The sequence below is a fragment of the Caulobacter sp. CCH9-E1 genome, from assembly GCF_001556515.1.
Classification (GTDB): domain Bacteria; phylum Pseudomonadota; class Alphaproteobacteria; order Caulobacterales; family Caulobacteraceae; genus Caulobacter.
Genome location: NZ_LSJA01000248.1, coordinates 1 through 23,972 on the forward strand (window position 1 = coordinate 1; position 23,972 = coordinate 23,972).

General features: G+C 63.7%; 19 protein-coding genes, 1 tRNA gene and 1 pseudogene. 6 read left to right on the forward strand and 15 right to left on the reverse strand.

All coding sequences use genetic code 11. The features are described from left to right. Positions 1–49 precede the first annotated feature (49 nt). On the forward strand, positions 50–541 hold the full coding sequence (locus tag AX690_RS13890) for a DDE-type integrase/transposase/recombinase (RefSeq protein WP_255357071.1): 492 nt from the start codon (positions 50–52) through the stop codon (positions 539–541). Between the two features lie 344 nt (positions 542–885). On the opposite strand, the gene AX690_RS22365 is transcribed toward AX690_RS13890, so the two are convergent. Next, positions 886–2,037, reverse strand: a complete 1,152-nt coding sequence (locus AX690_RS22365; RefSeq protein ID WP_082769666.1) for an RHS repeat-associated core domain-containing protein — start codon at positions 2,035–2,037, stop codon at positions 886–888. Positions 2,038–2,262: 225 nt separating this feature from the next. Between AX690_RS22365 and AX690_RS22370 the strand changes: the two genes are divergently transcribed. Together AX690_RS22370 and mobV are read left to right on the forward strand one after the other, a co-directional pair. Further along, complete coding sequence (locus tag AX690_RS22370) at positions 2,263–3,246, forward strand: helix-turn-helix domain-containing protein (RefSeq protein ID WP_082769667.1); 984 nt, start codon at positions 2,263–2,265, stop codon at positions 3,244–3,246. 4 nt (positions 3,247–3,250) lie between these two features. Then, positions 3,251–4,387, forward strand: a complete 1,137-nt coding sequence (gene mobV, locus AX690_RS13900; RefSeq protein WP_066684924.1) for a MobV family relaxase — start codon at positions 3,251–3,253, stop codon at positions 4,385–4,387. A gap of 39 nt (positions 4,388–4,426) precedes the next feature. On the opposite strand, the gene AX690_RS13905 is transcribed toward mobV, so the two are convergent. Together AX690_RS13905 and AX690_RS22930 are read right to left on the reverse strand one after the other, a co-directional pair. Next, entirely contained in the window at positions 4,427–6,994 is a 2,568-nt protein-coding gene (locus AX690_RS13905; RefSeq protein ID WP_066684927.1) for an AAA-like domain-containing protein, read from the reverse strand. Next, the gene (locus tag AX690_RS22930; protein ID WP_369798216.1) at positions 6,991–8,538 is read right to left on the reverse strand and encodes an esterase/lipase family protein; all 1,548 of its coding nucleotides are present in this window, start codon (positions 8,536–8,538) and stop codon (positions 6,991–6,993) included. Before AX690_RS22930 ends, AX690_RS13905 begins: the two co-directional genes overlap by 4 nt. Here AX690_RS22930 and AX690_RS22935 point away from each other — a divergent pair. Then, the gene (locus AX690_RS22935; protein ID WP_156449675.1) at positions 8,434–9,468 is read left to right on the forward strand and encodes a hypothetical protein; all 1,035 of its coding nucleotides are present in this window, start codon (positions 8,434–8,436) and stop codon (positions 9,466–9,468) included. The genes AX690_RS22930 and AX690_RS22935 overlap by 105 nt on opposite strands. 178 nt (positions 9,469–9,646) lie before the next feature. After that, positions 9,647–10,687, forward strand: a complete 1,041-nt coding sequence (locus tag AX690_RS13915) for a tyrosine-type recombinase/integrase (protein ID WP_066684933.1) — start codon at positions 9,647–9,649, stop codon at positions 10,685–10,687. A gap of 65 nt (positions 10,688–10,752) precedes the next feature. On the opposite strand, the gene AX690_RS13920 is transcribed toward AX690_RS13915, so the two are convergent. The 8 genes from AX690_RS13920 to AX690_RS13955 all read right to left on the reverse strand — a co-directional run bounded on the left by AX690_RS13920 (position 10,753) and on the right by AX690_RS13955 (position 19,190). Further along, positions 10,753–10,829: transfer RNA gene (locus tag AX690_RS13920), tRNA-Arg, on the reverse strand. A 78-nt stretch (positions 10,830–10,907) separates the two neighbouring features. Next, positions 10,908–11,981, reverse strand: coding sequence for an esterase-like activity of phytase family protein (locus tag AX690_RS13925; RefSeq protein ID WP_231732206.1), 1,074 nt, complete (start codon positions 11,979–11,981; stop codon positions 10,908–10,910). Between the two features lie 8 nt (positions 11,982–11,989). Continuing rightward, positions 11,990–13,165: a DUF563 domain-containing protein gene (locus AX690_RS13930; protein WP_066684936.1), complete on the reverse strand. Its 1,176-nt coding sequence runs from the start codon at positions 13,163–13,165 to the stop codon at positions 11,990–11,992. 4 nt (positions 13,166–13,169) lie between these two features. Then, a complete protein-coding gene (locus AX690_RS13935; protein WP_066684939.1) occupies positions 13,170–14,270 on the reverse strand; it encodes a DUF563 domain-containing protein in 1,101 nt (366 codons plus the stop codon). Then, positions 14,267–16,723, reverse strand: coding sequence for a glycoside hydrolase family 99-like domain-containing protein (locus AX690_RS13940; protein ID WP_066684942.1), 2,457 nt, complete (start codon positions 16,721–16,723; stop codon positions 14,267–14,269). The genes AX690_RS13935 and AX690_RS13940 overlap by 4 nt, the downstream gene beginning before the upstream one ends. Further along, entirely contained in the window at positions 16,720–17,640 is a 921-nt protein-coding gene (locus AX690_RS13945; RefSeq protein WP_066684946.1) for a class I SAM-dependent methyltransferase, read from the reverse strand. The genes AX690_RS13940 and AX690_RS13945 overlap by 4 nt, the downstream gene beginning before the upstream one ends. Continuing rightward, positions 17,637–18,389, reverse strand: a complete 753-nt coding sequence (locus AX690_RS13950; RefSeq protein ID WP_066684948.1) for an ABC transporter ATP-binding protein — start codon at positions 18,387–18,389, stop codon at positions 17,637–17,639. Before AX690_RS13950 ends, AX690_RS13945 begins: the two co-directional genes overlap by 4 nt. Positions 18,390–18,398: 9 nt before the next feature. After that, positions 18,399–19,190 (reverse strand): ABC transporter permease, encoded by a 792-nt coding sequence (locus tag AX690_RS13955; protein ID WP_066684950.1) that lies wholly within the window; start codon positions 19,188–19,190, stop codon positions 18,399–18,401. A 228-nt stretch (positions 19,191–19,418) separates the two neighbouring features. On the opposite strand from AX690_RS13955, the gene AX690_RS13960 reads away from it, so the two are divergent. Then, complete coding sequence (locus AX690_RS13960) at positions 19,419–21,167, forward strand: hypothetical protein (RefSeq protein ID WP_066684952.1); 1,749 nt, start codon at positions 19,419–19,421, stop codon at positions 21,165–21,167. 43 nt (positions 21,168–21,210) lie between these two features. Here the strand turns inward: AX690_RS13960 and AX690_RS13965 are convergent, their stop codons facing one another. The 4 genes and pseudogenes from AX690_RS13965 to AX690_RS23365 all read right to left on the reverse strand — a co-directional run. Further along, positions 21,211–22,323, reverse strand: coding sequence for a chemotaxis response regulator protein-glutamate methylesterase (locus AX690_RS13965; protein WP_066684954.1), 1,113 nt, complete (start codon positions 22,321–22,323; stop codon positions 21,211–21,213). Between the two features lie 2 nt (positions 22,324–22,325). After that, positions 22,326–23,186, reverse strand: coding sequence for a protein-glutamate O-methyltransferase CheR (locus AX690_RS13970; RefSeq protein WP_082769668.1), 861 nt, complete (start codon positions 23,184–23,186; stop codon positions 22,326–22,328). A 53-nt stretch (positions 23,187–23,239) separates the two neighbouring features. After that, positions 23,240–23,716, reverse strand: coding sequence for a chemotaxis protein CheW (locus tag AX690_RS13975; protein ID WP_066684956.1), 477 nt, complete (start codon positions 23,714–23,716; stop codon positions 23,240–23,242). Beyond that, positions 23,713–23,972 (reverse strand): annotated as a pseudogene (locus tag AX690_RS23365) (methyl-accepting chemotaxis protein); the annotation flags it as partial. The gene AX690_RS13975 and the pseudogene AX690_RS23365, both read right to left, overlap by 4 nt.

Genomic DNA, 23,972 nt, shown 5'->3' on the forward strand with positions numbered 1-23,972 from the left:
CGAGATGGAACGCAGAGCGGCTTAACCCCGTCCACTTTTTCGGGGGAAGATCACTAAGCCATCGCCGCGATGGCATCTCGATGAAATGGTCTGCCGGGTCGGTGGCAGTCACGTCTACCTGTGGCGCGCCGTGGTCGACGAGGGCGAGGAGCTCGACATCCTCGTCCAGCGGCGCCGAGACGCCGACGCGGCCAAGAAGTTCCTAGCGCGATTGCTACGCGGGCGGCCCATCGAACCGGAACGGATAACGACCGACGGTCTCAGGTCCTATGCCGCGGCGCTGAAGGATCTGGAGCGCAGCCACCTCCATCTTTCCGGTGGCCTGCGCGAGAACAGCAGGGTGGAGAACTCGCACCTGCCAATCCGACAGCGCGAGCGAAGGATGCAAGGCTTCAAGAGTCCCGCCTCCGCCCAGCGTTTTCTCGCCACTCACGCCGCCGTCCACAACACTTTCAACACCCAACGTCACCTGGTCAGTCGCCCGACGCTTCGGCGCTTCCGCGCCGAGGCCCACGCCGCTTGGGCGGCGGCTACCGCCTGAGGCGGTCAAGTATTAAGCCTCTTTGACCTGGCGCGATTAACGTGAAAGCCCCTCCACATTCGATGGCGAGAAACGAGCGTCGCTACCTGCCGAGTAAGAGTGTCCATAGTAATGCGAGCCAGCAAGCACTCAAGAATAGGTGTGAGACAACAACTCTCAGGCCAGCTGGGATTGCGATAGCGACCATGATCGCAGAGAAAATTAGATCGAAAATAAAATAGGTGAAAGCTACGTCATTAAAGCCATCCCGAACGAGCGCTAAGCCTCCGGCTAGAATGACCGCGCCACCGATACACACTGCGCGGTAGCCAAGGCCGTATAGAAGTACTTTTAATAGGCTCAAGTCAGTTCCCCATAACTTTATCGTGCAACTCCTGCGCTAGATCTGCGGCCTTCTCGGCGGTACCAGCAACAGCGGCGGGGAGGCCGCGATCGGCGGTTGCTGGTGACATCTTCAGCGCACCGCTCGAAAGCAGTGAAGAAGTTCCATTCGCGGGATGCGTGCGAAGCGCCGCTGCTTCTGCACTGTTGATAGCGCTAGTCGTAAGCTTCCCCCCCACAACCCCAACCGCCTTCGTTACCCCGCCAGCGATCGCGCCAGATTTGGCCCCATCGGCAATGTTTTCGCGATGGGCTGCTGCGGACGATGCGCCAGAAGCTGCACCTTCGGCCGCAAGTGCTACGCCCTTGACCGCAATGCCACTCACCTTAAGCACCGCTGCACCTCGCGTGACGAGAGCCGCCGCGCCAACGCCTGTCAGTCCAGCCCCAGCACCAATCGCGGCCTCTCGGAAAATTGCCCCACCGTCAGTGATTTTCCCACTTTTGGCGTACTGCATACCTGCCTCGATTCCACCGCCTAGAAGCCCACCGAAGATCCCCGTTATGCAGGTTGGGCATAGGCCCGTTGGATCACTGTTGTTCAGCGGATCATTGCCGACATAGGCGTACCAGTTGAGGCCGTCGTCATATCCAGTGGGGTCGGTTTGGAGGAACCGCCCGAGCGTAGGCGAATACGCCCGCGCTTTGTAGTGATAGAGATCCGGTCCGGAGAGATAGACCTGGCCGGTGTACTGGAAGAGGCCGACGTTGCCGGGTCCAGGGACGCCATATTCGTCGTACGTGAGTTTGGCGGCGACAGCGCCGTTTTCGTTCGTTTCCGCGATGATCGAGCCCTGATGATCCACCAATAGCCAGCGGGGGGCATCGGGCGTTTGCGAGGACACGTCATAGCGAGCCAGAGCTTCGTCCGCAGCAGCGCCGAACACATAGCGACGGAGCGGCGTAGAGGAAGCACCGGCATATTCGCCGATCAGGTTGGGACCGTCATAGAGATAGCGCGTCGTCGTCCCGTTGATCGTCGACTGGAAAAGCCGCCCCTGAGGGTCATAGACGAAAGAGGACGTGGCGCCGACGCCGCGCAGACGGTTCTCGCTGTCGTAGCTGTAGGTCGTCGTCGGACTCGAGCATGCGGCCAGATCGCTCCGGGCGCCCATGCATTTCAGATTACCGCGAAGATCGTATCCATAGGTCGCATATCCCGCTGCCGTATTGGCTGGCGTTACCGGTGGCGTGCCGACAAACGAAACGGCGCTGGCGGCCCGGGAGGATGTCCTAGATTCCAATGATTACAACGAGATGCGTTGTCTAACACGTCTCTTGCGCCCCTTTGATGCACAAAGGGCTTTTCGCGAAGCGTCTAACCTCAGGGGCGCGCTGCGATGAGCTTGCAAGCTATCATCTGGGCGTTCGGCACCCCCGTCGGCAACATCGGCGCCAAGTTCGTTCTAGTCGCTTTAGCGGAGCACGCGCGCGAGGATCAGCGGGCGGCTTGGGCTTGCTTCCCCTCGGTGAAACGGCTTGCCAGCTTTACTGCTCAATCCGAGAGGACCGTTGAGCGGCATCTAGCCTGGCTAGTCCGAAACGGCTGGATCTCGCGTCAACGGCGGAGCTCACGAGGCGGGAACGCCGGCGCCTTCACGTACACGTTCGGACCCGACAAATTGTCAGGCCACGAACCTACCTCAACCCGACAAACTGACGCTCTCGACCCGACAAAAACGGCATCGTCACCCGACAATCTGTCGCTTCCCAATAAGAGAGAACCTTCCAAGGAGCAGGTAACAGAACCCGCGCAGCACGATCGAGATTTCGAAACTTGGTGGGCGGCTTACCCGCGCAAGGTCGAGAAGTTGGGCGCAAAGGCTGCCTACCGTCGCATCGTGGACAGTCGGCTAGGAACGGCCGGCCAACTGCTCGCCGGCGCCAAGCGGTATGCGGACGAAGTGAGGTTGCGCGACCCGCAGATGGTCAAGCACCCCTCACGGTGGCTAGACCTGGGCTGCTGGGCAGATGGCGGTGCTCAGACGAGCTTGCGCCTGGTCGGCGCCGCCGATCCCCATCCATACGCCTTCGGCGGCCCGCCCGAGCTATGGCGCGCTGCGGTGGCGCGGCGCGGCGAGGACTGGGCGAAGAGCTGGCTTGCCCCCTGTTCGTGGGCCAGCGACCAGCGCGAGGTCCAGGCGCGCACCAGATTGGCGGCTGATCGAATTCGCGAGGAGTTGGCCGGTGAGGCGAACGCTCTGGGGATCACGATCACTGTCGCGACGCGTGCTGAAAGCACCGTAGCGCGCGCAGCGCCGAACGACCTTTGCGCCAGCAAAGGTGTAGTGAGTACACCTTCGCTGCGCTCAGGCTGGCGCTGACTCCATGGCCTACGCAATCCTCCGCACAGCCAAGCTCAAGAGTTTCGGTGAAATCGGCGGCTCCCTGGCCCACACGTTCAGAGAGCGAGAGACGCACAACGCCGACCCGGCGTTAAAGCTGGCGAACGAGCACTGGGGCGCCGAGACCGGACACGGTGCTCTGGCGGCTATCCGCGCTGCGCTTCCGGCTAAGTACCGCTCTGACGCCGTGCTGTGCATCGAGTACTTCGTCGGCCACAGCCCAGAATGGCGAGGCGACGACACCGCATATTTCCGAGGAGCGCTGCAATGGCTGCGCGACCGGCACGGCGCCGAGAACGTCATCAGCGCTCATGTTCATCGCGACGAGAAGACGCCCCACATGGTCGCCTACGTGGTGCCCCGGGTTGGCGACAAGTTGAACGCCAAGAAGTGGCTGGGCGGGAAGAAGACCCTCTCGGAAATGCAGACCGACTTCTGGCAACGGGTCGGTCGCGAACATGGCCTGGAGCGCGGGATCGAGGGCAGCGTCGCCCGCCACCAGACAGTTAAGGAGTACTACACGGCGATCTCGCGAGCGACGGAAGTCGGGCGCGGCGTCAACTTCCCCAAGGAACGTCAGGTGCTCGAAAAGGGCATCCTGACCACGACGCTGGAAACCGACGCGGCGTTTGCCTCGCGCGTGGCTGAGAGCGTGGTGGAGCAGTTGAAGCCGGCGGCGCAAAAAGGCGTCGAAGCCGCCCACCTGGCGCGTCGGGAGCGAGAGCAGGCCTGCGAGGTCGGTCGCCTGAAGAAAGCGCTCGATAAGGCGCACAAGCGGCTGAACGCGTTCGAGCGCGTGTTCGAGGGCCTGAACTCCGACCAGGCCCGAGAGCTGTTTCATTCGCTGAGGCGCGCCGCCGATCGGATGAAGGAGACCGCGCGCGAAGTGGTCGGCTGGTTCAAAGGGCTGACCCCGAGCCGATCGGGCGGAGAGTGGCAGATCACTCTCGAGGAGCGCGGCAGCGGCAAGACGGTTACGTTCCTATCGACCAGAGCGGCGAGCGCGCTGGAGAAGGCGGATGTCCGCGCCGGTGATCTCGTAAAGGTTTCATCAGACGGCGCGGAAATATTAGAACGAACTCTGACGCAAAAGCCACCACATCGCCATAGCCAATATTAACAAAAAGCCATAAAATAAATTACCAGCGCCGAAAAACACCTAATAACTATCCAACACTTCCATTAGAGTTGTTCTGCCAGATCGAATATCAGCTTCTACGAACTTGTACTTGGTACGCACTTCGCGCCCATCGTGAAGCTTAACTCGAACCCGCGCATTGCGGCCAATCTTACGCGCCGGCGACCGCTGATCCGCCTTTTGCACAATACCTGCGGCCGCGTCCCGCAGAGAGTTTAGCATTGCAGCAAACTCGTTACGTGCGTCGTAGATCAGACCATACAATCTGAGAAGCTCAGCAGCGAGTTCTTGCGCCTTCTCAAGACGCCCTCGAGCCGAGTAAGCCTGCATTTCCATGCTCAGGAAAAGCACATAGAAATTCGGACTGAGATCAATTGAGATGCTCCTATAGGGGTCAAGAAGACGCCCTGCACGCTCCACCCTAGCGAAATCGCTCGACTGATAATCGGACAGCGCCTGCATAGCGAAGACGATCAGATCGTCCTCAGACATGAGCGCCTCTGACATAAGCTTGCCAAAGGCGTCAAAATATCTATCTGCCGCTGCCCTTCTCTTTTCCAGAGGCACAGCCTGAGTCAGCAGTCGCAGGGCTTTGAAGTAGACATCACTTGCGGAGATTTGAACATGCCTCGCAAGCCCGCTCTCAAGAAGCACTTCAACTGTTCGCGCACTTCTTCCTGAGACGGCGTTGCAAATGTGAACGAGAGCATCAAGCTTGCTCTCAAACCCACCCGCCTTAGCGATGTAGTGCTCCAGAAGCTGATCGAAAGCACCTCGAAGCTTTAACTCTTCCAGCCCAGCAAGGATCGTCGCAAGATCAGCGGCGTCGAAACCAAAGACCGAATCTCCAGTCTCAATTATCTCCAAGCCATCGCGAACAATCGCATTCGCAGCAGCCTCCATATAGGCTACGCGCTCGGCCTCATTGGTCTCGAGCCGAGCCTTGTGATACAGCACCGCAGGAACAAGATCTGGCGGCGCGCCATCGCGCGCGAAGTCGAAGCTAGTCTTTGCTTCGGCTTCCTGCTCAAGCATAAGCTGGGCGGATCCCTTGATAAACCAAGCCCAGGACTTATACGTGGCGAGGCTATTATTGCGCTCGAACGCCCCGTCGGACAGGACCCTACATACAAGCTCAAAAGCGTCGCCCGCCCCGGTCTCTGGCTGGCCTCGAAGCAAGGCGACCGCTAGCAGCAGATTTGCAAGCCCATTCTGTTCCACATACCCAGCAGCCGCCACCCGTAGTGGCGCGATGGCGTCAGAGGCTTCTCCCAGCTCAAGGTATGCGTAGCCTAGGTAATAGCTAAGCTCGGCAGCGTCCTCCGAAGCCTCGTCAGCCAAGAGAGCCCTGAGGTCCACCACAGCCTTCTCCCAGGAGCGCGCACCTATACGGCTGCGCGCCAGAAGAATGCGACTTTCTCGCGGAAGCCCCGCGCCCGAGACGTCTGCCTCATACTCTTCGAATGCCCGTACAGCATCGGCAAAAAGCCCAGCCGAGAAATACTGCTGACCCTTACGCAGAGCATCCTGCTTGTCTTGAGCGATTTGATGGAGCCAGGCGTCCGAGAGGGCCTCATCGATAATTTTGTTTTTTATTGCGGTTGAATCGTTAGATTCACCCGTTGTTATGCCTGCAAGATACAACTTGCTCTTTACGACAGAGCTAAGCGCTTCGGGCCGACCATATCTAATTGCGACAATGCCCTCTCTTATCTGAGAGTTCGTCTCGACTAGGTCTCGAATGTGATCTAGAGGCGCTCGATCAAAATGTGTCAGATACAGCCTCTCTACAACACGGTCCACTACGCCGCTATCTACAGGCGATCCCGAAATAATCAAATCCTCTACCGAGGAGAATACATCCCACGTCATGCGTGGATTGCCGCCCGTCCAGTAGTATACTCTTTCTGAGACGGATGCCTCGACGCTAAGGCCTGCCTTCTCCGCTAGGGCAGCGACCTCCTCCTTAGAAAAGTCGCCAAGATATATCTTCTCACCGATATTAAACGGCGAAATATGCTTGTCCTTTATAAGGCTTGACGGCTCAACAACACCAGAAAGCACATATGTAAGCCTATAGTATTCCGCATAGTTTCCGCGCGCAAAATACATGCTTCTTATTTGAGAAAGGACAGCGTCAGAGTAGGTAACGTTTAGAAGCGAATCTATTTCGTCGAGAACGATGACGAAACGCGTGTCACTTTTGGCACGAAGTATCGCGCGCAAGCTACGATCATACTCGACGTTCGGCTCATGCGCCGCCACACGCACCGCATCAACCTGCCTACGCAGATCATCAGCCCCCACCTCAATGGCGTCCAATAGCGCATCCACTAGATGCCTAAACAGGCCCCGGGGGCTGGCAAAACGATTAGACAAGTCAACATACGCGACCACATCCCCCCTACTAGTTCTGCGCCGCTTCATCGCGAGCAGGAGGTTGGTCTTCCCCATCTGCCGAGCCACGAGCACGTAGCCAGGCCGCCCCATGTCCTCGACAATCGCGTCAAGCTGGCGATCCGCTTGGCGGTCCACGTACAGATCGGAGGGAATGATCGTTGTCGGGCGCAGCGCCTTCACCGCCGTCATTGGGCCAGCTCCGACTTCACTTCCTCGATCAAGCGACTCAAATCCAAACCATTTGCAGTGCCATTCCGCCAGCGGCGAAAAAGCGATTTAACGAAACGAGCTGAGCCGCCAGCATTGATCACGATCGCCTGGACATCCTCGGCGCTGAGCTCCCTCTTAAGGCTTTCAGCCAACAAAATTACTAGCCTTTCGATGTCCTTCCCATCCCAGTCCTCGAGCTGGATCACCGGGAACCTCTCGCGGAATTTCGGCCCGCATTGAGCAGATGACGCAATCCCATCAACGGACGTAAAGAATAGAAGCACACGACCGCGCGTGCTGGGGTCAGCATCTAGCGTTTGAGCTAGGCTCAGCATTAAGGAGGCGAACTCATCGAACTCCGATTGCTCTATTGGTATTTCTTCGATCAGGATACCAATTATTTCGTTCGGAACCTCTCGCGCTATAGATCTAAAGGCCTTCAAAAGATCGGCGACATTCTCAGATTGTTCAGGAGCTTTCCCACCACATAGATCTGCGAATTCTATGCACATCGCCCTGAGAAGCCCAACGGGTCCCACGGGGCCATATCCCGCCAACATAATCTGGACCATTCGCCACGGGAGCTGTTGCATCCCCCGGGTAATGGCAGCGGTCTTTCCCGTACCGGACGCCCCCTCTATCCAACCATGGCCAGCAGCCATGAGGCGCGAAAGGTTCTCATCCACATCACGCTTTATGTAATATTTTTCATTCGCTTTAGAATATACATCAAATAGTGGATCCGGATGTATATTCCTAGGGATCGACTCACCCCGAACATCATTAGATAACCCAAGGACAAACTTCCTCAAAATAACATATCTAATATCGTCCGGCTCACTTGGCCGTATAATTCCGTTGTGGTTTTGACTGGGCAGGAAGTCATACTCGCCGCCACCAACTGGCTTTGCGCTTGGAATCGGCACATATTCATCCTGACCAGCGACAGCGTGCCTAACAGGAACCTTCTTAAAGACGTCGAGCCTCAACCAATCACTATTAAGACGCTGAAGAATTTCGTCATCCGGGCGCAGAAATTCAACGTGGCGGTTGTTGATCGATGCCCCAGCGGCAAATTCCGCAAGCGGCGCACCACAATTCGGCACCGCATAGAGATATGCTCGCGCCGCCTTGGGCTGTAAGCCAGCCGCGAGCTCCGAGGTCAAATACTGGCGCACAACCAGCCCCCCCATGCTATGGGCGACTAGAGTGACCTCAGAGTCAGCATATCGTGCATCAAGTTCGGTCTTTAAACCTGACGCTAGGTCGAGCAGCGAAATCGCCTTCTTTGCGCCCGCGGCACGCAACTTGACCGTTGGGTACTCATAAGTCGCGAGGGTGAACGGAGCAAAAAGCGGATCCTTCTTTAGGACGCCTATAAGCGGTCCCCACGTGTCGCCGGCCTTTGCTCCAAGGCCGTGAACAAAAAGCAGAACGCCGCTTCCGGTACCTTTTCGGGCAACAGCTCCAGCGGAGAGCGCACCGATATTCCGCCGGAGAAACAATTTCTTAAGACCGAACAAGCGCCCCCCAAAGCCCCCTCCCCCGATAATAGGCCAATCTACCGCTCGCTGACCAAATGGGAAGTACTCACCTTTAAAGATGTAGAAGGGGCGGCTTTCCCTGACCGGGAACGCAACTGGGCTGAGACCTCAGAACGAACCCAGAGCTATAATTGTGGGCGCGACACAAAATTCTCCTTGATGGGGCAATTTTGTGTGGTACACACAATTATGGCAAAGCTCCCCTCATTGATCTCCGCCCTCGACCTCACATCCCAGCGTGAGCGCCCCACGATTGAGCATATCGCTCGCGTCATTCGTGAAGCCGGGCTGATCCCGACCACGAAACGGGGCCCAGGCGCCTCCGATATGGGAGTGAAAGAAGCGGCAAACCTCCTCCTCGCCGTGACTGTCTCCGAACTCCCAAAAGATGCTCCTTTGGCCGTCGACACACTGCGAAATCTAAAAAGGACCTGGAAGAACTACCCTGACGATGGGATTCCTGATGTCTTTGCTGGTGTCCATGAAGCGCTCGATTTCGGCGAGGCGATTGAAGCTTTAATTGCCAATGCAGCGAAAATTGCAGCTTACGGTCGCGACTACATCATCAATAAGAACGATGAGGGAGAGATCGATTTCATAAAACTCCCTCCCGAAATCGTCACGTTAGACGAGATTTACCAGATGTACGTCGAAATAGATTCGCTACCTTTCGGTGCGACAGTTGTAGTTCCGTTCATGAAGAATGGTATTCCAGTTGTGAGGAAGTGGGACTTTAGCTCTGGTCTGCTTGATTTGAAATCCAAAGCTCTACAGGGAACTCCTTTCAACCCTTTCAGATATGGCCGCATCAGGACGATCCGGAGAATTGGCCTCGTGCCGATCTTTAAGCTCTGGGCAGCCTTAAACGAGCTTCCCCACGCTAACGGCCCAACGGAGCTGAGCCTATGAGCCGCCGCCCTTCGAGCTTTAAGCAGGCCGAATTGAAGCGCGCGGTTCAGGCTACCCGCGCAGCAGGCGAAGAAATCGATGAAGTTGTGATTAGCCCTTCAGGGCACATCAAGCTGCGGCTCCGTGGAGGAAACGTCCCGCGAAGAGACCAGCTCAACGACTTCGACAGGGATTTCGGATGACGAAGCGCCGCCCGCCACATGTGAGCATGTACCGGGACCGGCACGGCAAGGCTCGGTGGCGTTTCCGTCGGGCAGGCTACCCGGACATGCAGACTACTTTGCCGTTCGACAGTGAGGCTTGGTGGGACTGGTACTTTGCGGCAACCAAGGGCTCGAAACGCGAGATCGGTGCAGAGCGCACCGTCGCGGGATCCTTCAACGCCCTGATTGTCGCATACTACGGGTCATCCGACTGGAAGAGCCTGAAGCCCGCGACACAAGCCACTCGGCGCAGAGAGATCGAACGGTTTCGTTTCGAGCACGGCGAGAAACGCATCGCTGATCTGCAGGCCCACCACATCACTAGGATGATGGACCTGAAGGCCGATCTGCCCGGTGCGGCGAACAACAGGCTCAAGATGCTTCGCGCGCTTATGGCATTTGCGAAGACGCGCGGCTGGCGATCGGACAACCCCGCAATGGATGTTCGAAAGCTTCGCTATCGTAGCGACGGCTTCCATACCTGGTCAGAGCACGAGATCGCCAAGTTTGAGCAGCATTGGCCGATTGGAACCCGACAGCGCCTAGCGTTCGACCTTCTTCTCTATACCGGCCAACGTAGCGCCGACGTGCGCGTTATGACCGCCGGCCAGGTCCAATCGGGCTACATTTCGTTACGTCAGTCGAAGACCGACGGGGCGCTGGAGATTCCCATTCACCCGGCGCTCGCGGCCTCGCTGGCGGCCCGAAAGGACAATCACCTCGTCTTGGTGACCACTCAGTCTGGCAAGCCACGAAGCGAGAAGGGCTTTAGCAACTGGATTTCCGATGCCGCCAAGGCCGCAGGCATCCCCGGATGTAGCGCTCACGGCCTTCGGAAGTCGGCGGCGCGGCGATTGGCAGAAGCTGGATGCACCGTGCACGAGATCATGGCGATCACGGGCCACAAGTCGATCAAGGAAGTCGAGCGTTACACGCGCGCCGTCGAACAACGGGCGAGCGCGGACGCGGCGATGTTTAAGGTCCAGCAAACGCAACGTGAACAAAAATCTGTCTAACCACCCTCAAAAGTTAGACAAAATAGGAGTTAAGTAATTGAAGAATATCGAGAATTTCTCGGCCCTGGCGGCCCGGGAGGGACTCGAACCCCCGACCTTCGCTTTAGGAAAGCGCTGCTCTATCCTGCTGAGCTACCGGGCCGCGGCGCGCGCGGGTCAGGGTGCATAGCGTAAGTTGACGGGCGTGCGAACCCCCGGCGGGGCGGGAAGCGTCTTCGACCTAGGGCGCGACGCGAAGGACCAGGATCTGGTTGATCTGGTGGGCGTCGTAGTTGTCGTCGGAGGCCAGCACCAGGGTGCGCGCGCCGTCCTTCCGGCGAGGGCCCCACGCCATGGCCTCCAGATTGTCGATCCGAATTCCCAGGCGGTCGAAATTGACCAGCAGCCGCTTTTCGACGACGCGGACCGAGCCGTCAGCCAGGCTGGGACGGCGGGAGACATCCTCGGCGCGCGACAGGTCGGCCAGGTAAAGGCGCACATGGTAGCTGTACCGGCCGTCCGCGCCCTTGATCCCCGAGCGTTCCAGCACCAGCAGGCGCCGGGCGTCCAGCGCGAGGATCTCGCTGACGCCGTTGTCGCCGACGCCCACCGGCGAAGCGGCCTGCGCGGGGTCTACGGGATAGGCGTACTGGGCCAGCACGCGTCCTGAACGGTCAAGACGGCTGAGGCGGGTGAGGCCGCCCGCGGCGACCGAAGGGATCGGGCCGTCCTGGACCAGCGGCCATTCCATCGACACCCACAGGGATCGTCCGTTAGCGGACCATGACAGGCCCTCGAAGGCCGCGTTCTTGCGCGCGCCGGTCCGGCCATCGGGCCGGAAGCGAAGATTGCCGGGCGCGACGAGGCGCGCGACGGGGCGGCCGTCGCGACTCAGGCGCCGGATCGCCGGCGGATCGCCGTGCTCGAAGTCGCCCTCCGTCGCCCAGACCAAATCCTGGCCCTTGGGATCGAAGCGGATCGCCTCGCCGTCGGCGGCCTCGGTCCCGGCCTTGCGGTCGGGGAAGGTCGAGCCGTCCTCGCGACGCAGGGGGATCATGACTTCCAGCGCCGGGCCGCAAGGCGCGCCGGGCCGAAGATCGAGCCGTCCAAGAAAGGCGTGAGAAGGCCCGTGCTCGGACTTGTCGTCGCTGATAATCGCCCAGAGGCCTGAACGGGGGTCGTAATCGATCCCCGAAATGCCGCCGTAGCCTCCGCCATCGAAGACGAGGCCCTTGGGCGTCTCGCAAGCCTTGATCAGGGTCGCGCTGGGCGCGGCGGCGGCCGGCGCGGCCGCCATCAGGAGCAAGGCGAGCAAGGCGCCCTTCATAGGCGAAGCGCCGCCGCCAGGACCGGGCCGTCGTCCCAGCCGGCCATCTCCGCGCCAGCGTCAGCGCGCTCCACCGCGATGCTCAGCTTGCGACGGAAGTCTTCCGGGTCGATCCGGAAGGGCTGCTTCTGGGGCTCGATCGAATAGAGCCGCGCCTGCCCGTCCTCCGGCAGGATGTAGCCCAGGTCGTGGCGGCGGAAATTGGCGATGCGCGACTGCACGTCCACCACCCAGTTCAGCGACACCACCTGGCAGCCGGGCGGCGACAGCAGGGCGTTGTGCAGGCCCGAACCGAACTCGCCGGCCACGACCCGCGCGCGAAAGAAGATCCGCGCCTGCTCCTCCCAGCTCAGCGTTTCGGGTCGCAGCAAGGTCAGGCCGAGACCTTCCGCGATCGCCTCGATCTCGGCCTCATTCTCCATTTCACGGAAGGACTGCGGGGTGCGCACGCCGCTGCGGCTGACGAACACCTTGTCGAAGCCGCCGCCGCGCGGCTGCTTCAGCGCCTCGCGCTCCAGCTCCCAGCGCAGGAAGTCGTGGAAATAGTAGTCCTTATGCAGCATGTGCGGCAGCAGCACCGTCCCGACCGCCACGGCCTGACGGCCGGGGTGGTAGGTGACGATTTCGAGATCCGGGATCAGCGCGCGCGCGATCTTGGCCATATAGGCCGGGGCGGAGGCCGGCAGCAGCAGCGGCGCGACGACGCCGGCGTCGATCAGCGCCCGGATCAGGAAGAGCTTCGGATACATCTCGGTCAGCCAGTGACCCCAGACATAGTTGAAGTGGGTGATCACGAAGGCCTTGGGCAGGCTGAGGCGGACGGGCGCGCGGAAGTCCCAGGCCTCCGGCGTGATGTCCTCGTCGTACCAGTGCTTGATGTAGGACGGATAAGCCTCTTCGGCGTAGACGAGAACGTCGTCCAGCTTGAGATGCGCGCCGCGACCGCCGACGACGGCGCGATGCACGACCAGGAGGTCGATGTCCGGCGCGACCACGTTGTTGAGATCATGCATGCCGTTCAGCATGTCGCCGGCGCAGGGCCATAGCATCGGCCGCGGCGGGATCCAGCCGCTGGAGCCCATCAGCTTGACCCTCGCCGCATGCCGCGCGCCGCCCATGGCTTCGGCGAGCGGGACCCGTTCGGCTTGGGAAAGATCGAGCGAAACAGTCATGCGCCTAGGACAGCCCGTCGACGAAGGCCAGGAACGCCTCGAGGTCCAGGCGCCAACTGAACGCGGTGTCTGGACGAAGGTCGCCCGCCAGCAGCATCTCGGTCTCGATCGGCGAAGACGCCTCCACGAAGGCGCGCCAATCGGCGCCGATCATTCCGGCGATATCCCGCGCCCAGACCGGCTCCCGCCCGTTGGACTGGATCTCGACGATGCGCGCGCCGGCGCGGCAGAACAGGACATTGGCGAGAGCCGCGCCGCTTTGGGCGACGATGATTTCGGCCCCGCGGAACAGGGCGATCTGGTCTCGCACCGACAGGCTCTCCGGCCGCACGATGGCATAGCCGCGAGCGGCCATCGCCGCTTCGAGTTCGGCCTCGTTGAGCAGGACTCGCCGGGTCGCGCCAAGCCGGCTGACATAGAGGCGGCGCGGGGTGTCCGGGCTGTCCGTCAGAGCCGCGTTCTTCAGGGCGGCGTTCGCCAGGATGCTGTCGCGCACCGCCCGCAGAAGCGGCCCCGGTGCATCAAAGAAGCGCTCCGCCGGCGACGCTAACAGCGCCTCGCCCAGCCGCGCGACCGGCGCTTCGATCTCGATCGGCATGGCCGCCTGATCGCCCAGCATCAGACGCAGCAGGACGCGTTGCCATGGCAGCAGCGGCGGCGCGACGGCCGGGAAGCGCTCCATTTCGCCGGCGTCGAGAACCGCGCGCAGGGCCGGCAGCGCCTCGATCAGGAAGTGGCTGTAATTGTGGAGCGCGGCCCAGTTCACGAACACCGTCGCGCGCTCGAAGACCGGGGCGTCCGTGGGCGGCGTGAACAGGGTCGTCTCGCCTTGCCGGCGCGCGCCTGGCAGCGCGGCGAGCGTCGGCGTCAGGACCAGGGCCTCGCGGACGGAGCCGCTGAACACCCGCCCCTGGTCGTCCAGCACCGCGCCGAACGCGGGCGCGTGCCAGACATTCGCCACGCGAAAGACGTCTGGCGCCAGCGCCTCGGTCTCGGCGACCATCGTCAGGGCGACCGGCTTGGGGCCGCGCTTGGCCGGCCGGCGGGTCGCCGCGGTCAGAAGCCGCCGTCCCGCTCGCCGCGCCAGGCCGGCGACCCGTCTCACAGCTCAAAGCTCGCGCGGTAGCCGGCCCGGGCGACGATGGCGGCGGTCAGGCGCTCGATCGCGTGAGCGGTCGTGCCATCGACGCGGCCCAGCTCGGGCTCGAAGGCGATCTCGGCGTCGGCGAGACCGGCCAGCGGCGCGAAGGCTTCCGTCCGCCCCCAGAACATCGAGCCGGCGGCGAAGGGGGTCTCGGGCGCCAGCTTCAGGCCCATGCGCCGCGACAGCCGGTCGACCGCCTCGCGGTTGTTGTCCATCACGTCCGGATCGCCGATCCGCATCCGCGAGCCGGCCGCGGCGAGCAGGCCCAGCTTCGGGTCCTGGGCGAAGGCGCGCAGGGCCAGCATCGCGGCCTCGCCGCCCAGCAGCCCATCGACCAGTTCGGCGCGCCATTCGTCGCCCTTGGCGCGGTGCGGCGAGCGCTTGGAGTGCAGCTTGCAGAACACCGAATAGCCCAGGGCCCGCGCGCCGCGCAGGGTTTCGACAAAGGGCCGGATGTCGCGGCCGCGGTTCTCGGCGATCGCCAGATACGCGGTCGGGAAGGCCGCGCGAGCGCGGGCAAGATCAGCTTCGCTCCAGGTCTCCGGCACGGTGACCATCAGGTCGAGAACGTCGGCCGTCGCCGCGAGCCGCTCGGAGAACCAGTCGATCAGTTCGGGATAAAAGAGGTGCAGCAGCGTGACCGCGTCGGCGCGCTTGACGAAGGCCGCCTGGGCCTCCGCGACGACCGGATGGGCGTCGGTCAGGCGCGGCTGATAGGCGCTGAGCGCCGCGCGGGTGGCGTGCAGATAGCCGTGGCCGAACCAGCGGTCGGGCTCCAGATAGGCGCCCTCCCCCCATTCGTTCCAGGCGTTGACGAACACCATCGCCTCGCCCTTCGGATGCCGCGCGACGGCGTGGGTCAGCGCGCCCGACAGCCAGGTCAGGTAGCTTTCGGGATCGGCGTTGTGGAAGGCGTGGCCGGCCCACGGCTTGCGCGCCTGGTTGTCCCAGCCCGGCATGACGCCGGGCACGTAGGCCGCGTCGACGCGAGAGAGCTCCGACAGCTTGTGCCGGACCACCGCCGGATAGTCGTAGACCTTGCCGGTGAAGTTCTCGTGCAGCGGCGTCACCGCCTTGGTGATCTCGCCCTCGACGATGGCGTGGGGCGGGAAGTCGATGATCCCGTCAAAGCCGTGGCCGGCATAGTCCTGGAACCCGAAGGCCGTGGTGCACAGCAGGCGCAGCTCGCCCAGGCCCATGGCCCGCGCCTTGGCTCGCCAGCGATCGGTCGTGGCCTTGGCGTCCGGCAGAATCTCGGGGCGGTAAAGGACTAGAACCGGCTTGCCGCCCACCCGCAGATAGCGCGGATCGCGGATGTAGCGGGCCATGTCCTCGAACACCGCCTCGTCGTCTTCCGGCGAGTGCTTCTGGGCCATCAGGACGTCGGTTTCGTCGCCGTCCCAGCGGCGCGTCCAGTTCTCGTTGGCCCAGCACAGGGCGAACGGCAGGTCCAGCGTCGGATCGGCCAGATAGAGCTCGATCGGCTTTTCCAGCAGGCGTTTTCCGGCGAACCAGTAGTAGTGGAAGCAGAAGGCGTGGACGCCCGCGCCCTTGGCGAGCCCGACCTGCTGGGCCAGCACCTCGCGCTGGCGCAGGTCATAGAAGCCAAGATCCCCCGGCAGGCGGGGCTGGTAGTGGCCCAGGAACTGAGGCTGAGCCTTCGAAACGTTGGTCCACTCGGTGAAGCCCTTGCCCCACCAGGCGTCATTCTCCGGGAACGGATGAAACTGCGGCAGGTAGAACGCCACGACCTTAGGCGCGTCGGCCGGCAGGGTTATCGGCGCGGCGATCGGCGCGGCGAAATGCGGGCTGCGCAGGTTCTTCGAGACCTGAATGGCGTGCGTATAGGTCGCGCGCACGGGTCCGGCGTCATGGGTCTTGGCGCGACTGGCGCGGGCCTGCTCAGCGATCGCGCGGCCCTTGCGCCAGACGGCGCCGACCGGTTGGCGCAGGGGCCCCAGGGCCGGCTTGATCGCCTGGATCGCCACGCCCTTCCACCCGCGCGGATCCTTGCCCAGATGCCCTGCCGGCTTGACGGCGATGTCGAGCACGGTGAAGCGGCAAGGCCCTTCCGAAGGGTCAAGGCGCAGGCGCAGCAACTGCCGGCTGCGCGCCGGCAGCGAGGCGAACCAGCCTTCGGGACCCGCCTTCAGCCGCGCATAGGAATCTTCGGAAAAGCCATCGCCCCAGTCGGCGAACAGGGCCGGACCGACCAGCTCGCCGTCCAGCGCCTCCAGCTTCACGTCGACGCGAACCGTCCGCGCCGCCCGCAGGGCCGAGCGCTCGGTCTTGGACGGGGTCCAGATCAGCTGCGGATCGTCGCCCGTTCCGACCAGCACGACGCGTCCGCGGGCGTCGACGCCTTCGATCGCGACGTCGCGGCCAGGCTTGAGTCCGGAAGGAAGCGCGGTCATGCCTTGCCCGTCAGGCCGGCGAACAGGCGCCCCAGGAAGCCCCGCGGCCGCTGAGCGGCGCGCTTGCGGATGACCACCGCCGCTTGCCAGAACTGGGCGGGATCGTCGACATAGCGCACGACCTCGCCGCCGTGCGGCGCGGCTTCCTTGGCGACGAACTTGGCCGTCACCACGGTCTCGCCGAACACGTCGGGCCCGCGATAGTCGCCGCCGCCCGACGCCAGATAGGCGATCCCCTCGCGCGCCAGGTCCTCGCGCAGGCCGGGCAGCAGATCCTTGTAGACGGCCAGGGCCGCCAGCCAGGCGTTGGGCGAGCTGGCGTCGGTGGCTTCGAGGAAATCCAGGAAACGCGGCGGTTCGACGGTGAAGACCAGCAGACCGCCGGGCGCGAGCACGCGCAGCAACTCCGCCATCCAGGCGCGGAACAGATGTGGCGGCAGGTGGGTGAACACCGAATAGGCGGTGATCAGGCGGAACGCGCCGTCCTCGAAAGACAGGGGCTCGCCATTGGCGATCGTCTCGAAGCGGCCCGGCAGGTTCGCGCCGTTGCAGAACGCCACCATGTCGGGGTCGATATCGACGCCCACCATGTGTTCGGCCTGAAAGTCGCGCAGGAAGAACCGCCCGATCCGCCCCCAGCCCGCGCCAAAGTCGAGATAGCCCTTGCCGGTCGAGCGCTTGTAGGTCTTGTCGCCCATGCTCTCCTGGGCGAAGGCGTAGAACTTGCCGGCCTCGTCCAGCGCGTCCTCATAGGCCGAGCCGACGAACTGCCGCTGGACCTCGGCCGACGGAAAGTCCGGAAAGACGCAGCCGTCCTGGACGCGCTCGGACACCGAGCTTTTCAGACGGCCGATCCAGGCGTCCAGCGCGAGGCCCTTGATGTCCTCGTGCGCGAGGGGACGGACGGCGTCGGTCATGCGGCTTGGGTTTCCCGATAGGCCAGCCAGTCCTCGGTGGACCCGAGGAAGGCGATACGGCCAGCCTGAAGTTCGCAAACGCGGTTGCACACGCGTTTGACCAGGTCGTGGTCGTGCGTGGCGAGGACGACGATCTTGGCCTCCTCCACCATCTTTTGCATGCGTTGACCGGCCTTCTTGACGAAGTCGGCGTCCCCGGCGCTGAGCCATTCATCCAGCACCAGGATGTCGGCCTCGAACTCGGTGGCGACCGAGAACATCAGGCGCGCCAGCATGCCCGCGGAGTAGGTGCGCACCGGCAGATGCAGGAAGTCGCCCAGGCCCGAGAACTCGGCGATGGCGTCGACGCGGCTGTCGATCACCTTGCGCGGCAGACGCCGCATCAGGCCCAGCTTGTGGATGTTGCGAAGGCCCGTCGCCTCCATGTCGATACCGGCGTTGATGGCGATCATCGAGGTGATGTCGCCGTCGATATGCAGCTCGCCCCGGGTCGGGTGATAGATGCCGGCGATCACCTTCAGCAGCGTGGTCTTGCCCGAGCCGTTGTGGCCCACGAGCGCGATGCGGTCGCCCTCGTTGATCTCGAGATTGATGTCCGACAGCGCCTTGACCGCGGCCACGTCGCCGGCCGCCTTGTACATCTTGCCGCCGACCGCGAGGTTGAACACCGCGCTGCGCAGCGACTGCGAGCGCAGGCTGTAGACGAAATAGTCGAGATCGACGTGGGTCAGCTTGATCTGGTGGGTCATCGCCGTCTCCTAGAGCCAGAAGACCACGCGCTTGCGGAACATGGCCAGCAGCGTCAGCGCGACAACGGCCAGGACCCCGGTCGTCCCTAGCACCCAGATCCAGTCGCCAGCGGCCGGGGCCTGCCCCAGAAGCGGCGCGCGCAGCAGGTCGACCTGGTGCGCCAACGGGTTCAGTTCGACCACCCAGCGACGCTGCGCGCTGACATGGTCGGCCATCCAGAACACCGGCGTGACGTAGAACAGCAGTTGCACGACATAGCTCATCATATAGGCCACATCCCGGAAGCGGGTCGACGGGACGGCGATGATGAAGCCCTGCAGACAGACGATCACCAGCACCAGCGCCACCGCCGGGATCAGCGTCCAGTGCGGAACGACGAACTTGTTCAGCACCAGCATCACGCCCCAGAAGGCGATCAGCTGGAAAAGGAAGTTGGTCGCGGACTTCTGGGCGTGCAGGAAGACGTAGAAGCTCAGCGGCAGGCGTTGGCTCTGCATCAGGCCGGCGTTGTACAGGAAGATCGCCTGGGCTTCGGCGATGGTCGTGCCCACCAGGGACCAGGCCAGAAGTCCGGCCACCACTTGCGGGTAGCTCTTGGACATGTCCACGCCCATCAGCAGGCTGACCACGAAGGCCAGGGCGAACGCGATGACCAGCAGGTTGCAGGCCATCCAGAACGGCCCCAGCACCGAGCGCTGGAAGCGCGAGGCCGTCTGGTCCAGGCCAAGCCGCCACCACAAGGGCGCCAGACGAACGCCGTCGGCAACGTCCTTGAGGGCCGCCATCACGGAGCTCGGCATGCAGTTCCTTCCTCGGCGGCCATAGACGGGCCCGAATTCAACATCATCGCGACCAAATCAGGGCGAGGCCGCCGGTCGCCAGCTTTCGGCGCCTGCTTACAGAGCGCCGCGTCGCGCGACAATGGTTCGGCGCGTCACCGACCGCCGGTCTTCGAGAAATGCGTCCCGCCTTTACGGCAAATTCGCACATTCAGGCCATGGTGGCGCGTAACTATCAGCGGCGATTTCATGGCCTCTTCTTCTCTGGCGCTCAAGGCGTCTTCCGCCACCTCCGTCGACCGCACGGGCGACTGCCTCGAAGCGGCGCGCAGCGCGATCGAGGGTCGCTTCCTCGAGGTCGGCGATGTCCTGTCGCGCGCCGTCGACGGCATGAGCGCCCTGATCACCGCGCTCGACCGCATGAAGGAAAGCCTGGACGGCGACAGCGTCGCGACGGCGGCCCGCGAGCTGGGCCAAGCGTCCGACACGCTGCGCCAGTTGCCGCAAAGCCTGGAAGGGCGCTTCGAAAATCTGAGCGGTCTCGTCAAGGTCGGCGCGGACCTGACCAAGTGCATCGAGGAGATGCACAAGCACCTGGCCTACCTTCGGGTGTTCGGCGTCAACATCAAGATCACCTCGGGCGGCATCGCCGCGGCGGGTCCGGAGTTCGCGATCTTCGCCCAGGAGATCTGCGACTGCATCGAGCTGGGTCGCACGCAGCTCGACACCTTCCGCGCCGATCTCGGGACGCTCGACGGCGATCTGCGCCAAGCCCTCGGCCAGGAAGCCGATCTCGCCCGACGCTGCGACGAGCTCCTGCCCGCCGTGCCGGACTCCCTGGTCGCCCAGGTCGCGGCGATCACCGCCCACCAGGCGCGGATCGGCGAGATCAGCCAGCAAGTCGCCGGCCTGGCGCGCGAGGTGCGCAAGAAGGTCGCCTCGGCGCTCGCGGCGCTGCAGATCGGCGACATCACCCGGCAACGGATCGAGCACGTTCAGTTCGGACTTTCCCTGCTGGACGCGCCGGAAGTCCGCGCCCTGCCCGCCGAGGCGTGCGCCCGGCTCGAGACCTTCCTGCGACGGCTGCTGATCGCGCAACTGGACGCCACCACGCGCGACTTCCGCCGCGACGTCTCGCGCATCGGCCTGAATGTCGGGGCCATGGCCGCCGACGCCAGCGAGATCCTGCGCCTGCGCGACCACGCCGAGGGCCAGGGCGGCGAAGGCAACTTCCTGCGCGGCCTGGAAGCCAATGTCGCCAAGGCCTTCGCCCTCGTCGACGATATCGAGGCGGGCGAACGTTCCGCCGAAGCCGTCAGCCGCTCGGCCAGCCGTTCGGCGCGGGACCTCGCGGCCCAGGTCGCCGCCATCCAGAACATGCGCGCCGACGTGCAGATGATGGCGATGAACACGACGCTGAAGTGCTCGCGCATCGGCGAAACCGGAAAGCCCCTGGGCGTCATCGCCATCGAGCTTCGCCAGCACGCCGCCCATCTGGAGACCTCGGCGGGCCATACGCTGGCGGCGCTGGAGTCGCTGTTCGGATCAACGACGGAAGAAGAGATCTCCGAAACCGAAGACTTGGCGCCGCAGGTCAGCGCGGCGTCGGCCGCGGCCGAGGCTCTGCGCCATGCGGTCGAGCGGATCCGCAAGACGGGCGACGAGGTGGAGGGCGATCTCGCCCAGGCGGCCGATCAGGGCGGCCAGGTCGTGGCCATGCTGAGGCAGGCCGCCGCGCGCTTCGATTTCGACCGCCAGGTCGGCGGCTATCTCGATGAGGCGTTGGAGCTGCTGGCCCGGAACCTCGGCGACGACGACCGCATCGACGACCTGGCCGCGATCCTCGCGCCGCTGATGGCCAAGCTGTCGCGCACCTACACCATGGCCCAGGAGCGCGAGGTCCACGCGCCGTTCGCCGATCAGGTCGGCGAGGTTCCCGAGTTGAACCCGCACGCCCAGCCGCCCGCCGCGCAAAGCGACGACGACGTCTTCTTCTAGGTCTCGGAGGCTCGGCGCTCGGGTCGCCCGCCCTTTGGGCGACTCAGCGCTTGGAGGCTTTCAGAATTTCGGCCGCGATCTGCTGCAGCGGGACCACGCGGTCGACGCAGCCGCGCGCGATCGCCTCCTTGGGCATGCCAAAGACGATTGAGCTGGCCTCGTCCTGGGCGATCGTGAAGGCGCCGGCCTGCTTCATCTCGTCGAGACCGCGCGCGCCGTCATCGCCCATGCCGGTCATGATCACCCCGACCGCGTTGGAGCCGGCCGAACGGGCGGCCGAGCGGAACAGGACATCGACCGAGGGGCGATGTCGCGTAACCAGCGGACCGTCCTTGACCGAGACGAAGTAGCGCGCGCCGCTGCGCTCGAGCAGGGTGTGCTTGTTGCCGGGCGCGATCAGCACCCGGCCGCGCAGCACGGTGTCGCCGTCCTCGGCCTCCTTGACCGAGACGGCGCAGATCCCGTCCAGCCGCTGGGCGAACGAGGCGGTGAATCGCTCGGGCATGTGCTGGACGATGACGATGCCGGGCGAGTCCGGCGGCAGGGTCTCCAGCACCGCCCGCAAGGCTTCGGTGCCGCCCGTGGACGCGCCGATGCAGATGATCGTCTCGGTGGTCCGGGCCATCGCCTTGCCGCCAGGCGCGACCTTGGGCGGCGGGGGCAGCATGGCGTCGGCGGTCAGCTTGCGCTCCGGCTCATAGAGCGGGCGATCGACCGAGATCGGCGGACGGCGCGCCCCCAGGACCTTGGCGCTGGCCGCGGCCTTGACCGCGTCGCAGATCCGGATGCGCGACTCCATCAGGTGCTCGGCGACGCCGACCTTGGGCTTCAGCACGATGTCCACCGCGCCGGCCTCCAACGCCTGCATCAGCGTCTCGCCGCCCTCCTCGACCAGCGAAGAGCACATCACCACCGGCACGGGATGCTGGGCCATCAGCTTGCGCAGGAAGGTGATGCCGTCCATGCGCGGCATCTCGACGTCGAGGGTGATGACGTCCGGAATCTCGTCGCGGATGCGGCGTGCGGCCACGAAGGGATCCGAAGCGACGCCGATCACCTCGATATCCGGATCAGCCTCCAGAACGGCGGTCAGCGTCTGCCGCACGGTGGCGGAGTCATCGACGATCAGGACTCGGACTTTTCGACTTGCGGGCACGGCTATGGCTTCTGGAACACGGTGTTGGCGACCTGCCGGACCGGAAGATCCAGTCCGACGATCGACTCAGAATGCCCTAGAAACAGATAGCCGCCAGGGACCAGATGGTCGCAGAGCCGGCCCAGCACCTTGGCCTGGGTGGGCTTGTCGAAATAGATCAGGATGTTGCGGCAGAAGATGATGTCGAAGTCGCGATCGACCGGATAGGTCTCGTCCATCAGGTTCAGGCGCGCGAAGGAGACCTTGGAGCGCAGGTCCGGCCGTATGCGGACCTCGCGGAGCGAACGGTCCTTGGACTGCATCAGGTACTGCCGCCGGCGGGCCATGGCGACCGGCTCGATCATGACCTCGGGATAGCGACCGGCCACGCCCTTGGCCAGGACGTCGGTGCAGATGTCGGTCGCCAGGATGCTGTAGCCGAGGCCAGGCCGGTCGGCGACGAAGTCCTCCAGGACCATGGCCAGGGTGTAGGCCTCGGCGCCGATCGAGGCCGCCGCGCTCCAGACCCGGAGCGGCTTGCGGCGTCCTTCGGCCAGCGCCGGCAGTCCCTTCTTCTCGAGAAAGTCGAAGTGCGACGGCTCGCGGAAGAACTCGGTCTTGTTGGTCGTGACGACGTCGATCAGATGGACGGTCTCGGCCTCCAGCCCCCCGTCCTCGAACAGGAACCGGCAATAATCGTTGAGGCTGGTGTGGCCATAGGTGCGCATGCGCCGGCGCAAGCGCCCCTCGAGCATGGTCTTCTTGCTGCTGGGCATCTTGATGCCGCTGTAGTCATGGATGAAGGCCGCCAGGCGCGAGAAGTTCTTGGCGGACAGATGGTCCGCTTGCGTATCGATCGACTGCGCGAGAGGAGCTTGCGACACGGGTTCTCTTTCGTGAGGCGCCGATGCGCCTTCTAGTCTCTGACGCTTGCGGTTCAGGCGGCCTGGGCGAGCAGCGCGGCGTCCTGGCTGGTCAACAGTCGGGGCAGGTCGAAGATCACGACGAAGCCATGGTCTCGCCGGACGACCCCTTTGATGTAGTCCGACCGCCACGGCACGCCGATGTCCGGCGCGTCCTCGATCTGCTCGGGCTCGAACGTCGCCACCTCGATGACCCGGTCGGCGACCAGGCCCAGGGACAGGATGCGATCCTCGATCGGCACGTCCAGCACCAGGATCCGCGTCGCCAGGTCCGGCGTCACGCGCGGCAGTCCCAGCTTGGCGCGCAAGTCCAGGGTCGGCGTGCCCCGCCCCCGCACATCGGTCAGCCCCAGCAGATAGGCGGGGCCTTCCGGCAGGGCGGAGGGCGCGCTGTAGTCCAGGATCTCGCGCACGAAGGCCACCGGCACGGCGAACACCTCGGCGCCCAGGCCCAGGGTCACGCACTGCCGCTCAAGGAAGACTTTACTCACGCGACATACTCCCTGAACTCGCCGTCCTGGTCGTCAGGACCGCCGTTGGTCAGGTCCAGCGCGAAGCCCGCGGCGCGCGCCTGCTGGACCGCGACCGGAGCCCGGGGCGGAGTTTTCGACTTGGCCGGAGCCTTGGCGACCGGCGTGGGGCGGCGAGCCGGCGCGCGGGCAGGCGCACGGCGATCCTGGCCGTTGCTTTCCGTGCGGAAGTAGGAGATCGAGGTCTGCAGCTCCTCGGCCTGGGCGGCCAGCTCCT

Coding starts and splice junctions, on each gene's coding strand:
- AX690_RS22370 (WP_082769667.1), top strand. CDS start 2,263: ATGAGCTTGCAAGCTATCATCTGGGCGTTCGGCACCCCCGTCGGCAAC.
- AX690_RS13960 (WP_066684952.1), top strand. CDS start 19,419: ATGGCCTCTTCTTCTCTGGCGCTCAAGGCGTCTTCCGCCACCTCCGTC.
- AX690_RS13915 (WP_066684933.1), top strand. CDS start 9,647: ATGACGAAGCGCCGCCCGCCACATGTGAGCATGTACCGGGACCGGCAC.
- AX690_RS13945 (WP_066684946.1), bottom strand. CDS start 17,640: ATGACCGACGCCGTCCGTCCCCTCGCGCACGAGGACATCAAGGGCCTC.
- AX690_RS22365 (WP_082769666.1), bottom strand. CDS start 2,037: ATGGGCGCCCGGAGCGATCTGGCCGCATGCTCGAGTCCGACGACGACC.
- mobV (WP_066684924.1), top strand. CDS start 3,251: ATGGCCTACGCAATCCTCCGCACAGCCAAGCTCAAGAGTTTCGGTGAA.
- AX690_RS13905 (WP_066684927.1), bottom strand. CDS start 6,994: ATGACGGCGGTGAAGGCGCTGCGCCCGACAACGATCATTCCCTCCGAT.
- AX690_RS13950 (WP_066684948.1), bottom strand. CDS start 18,389: ATGACCCACCAGATCAAGCTGACCCACGTCGATCTCGACTATTTCGTC.
- AX690_RS13930 (WP_066684936.1), bottom strand. CDS start 13,165: ATGACTGTTTCGCTCGATCTTTCCCAAGCCGAACGGGTCCCGCTCGCC.
- AX690_RS13955 (WP_066684950.1), bottom strand. CDS start 19,190: ATGCCGAGCTCCGTGATGGCGGCCCTCAAGGACGTTGCCGACGGCGTT.
- AX690_RS13940 (WP_066684942.1), bottom strand. CDS start 16,723: ATGACCGCGCTTCCTTCCGGACTCAAGCCTGGCCGCGACGTCGCGATC.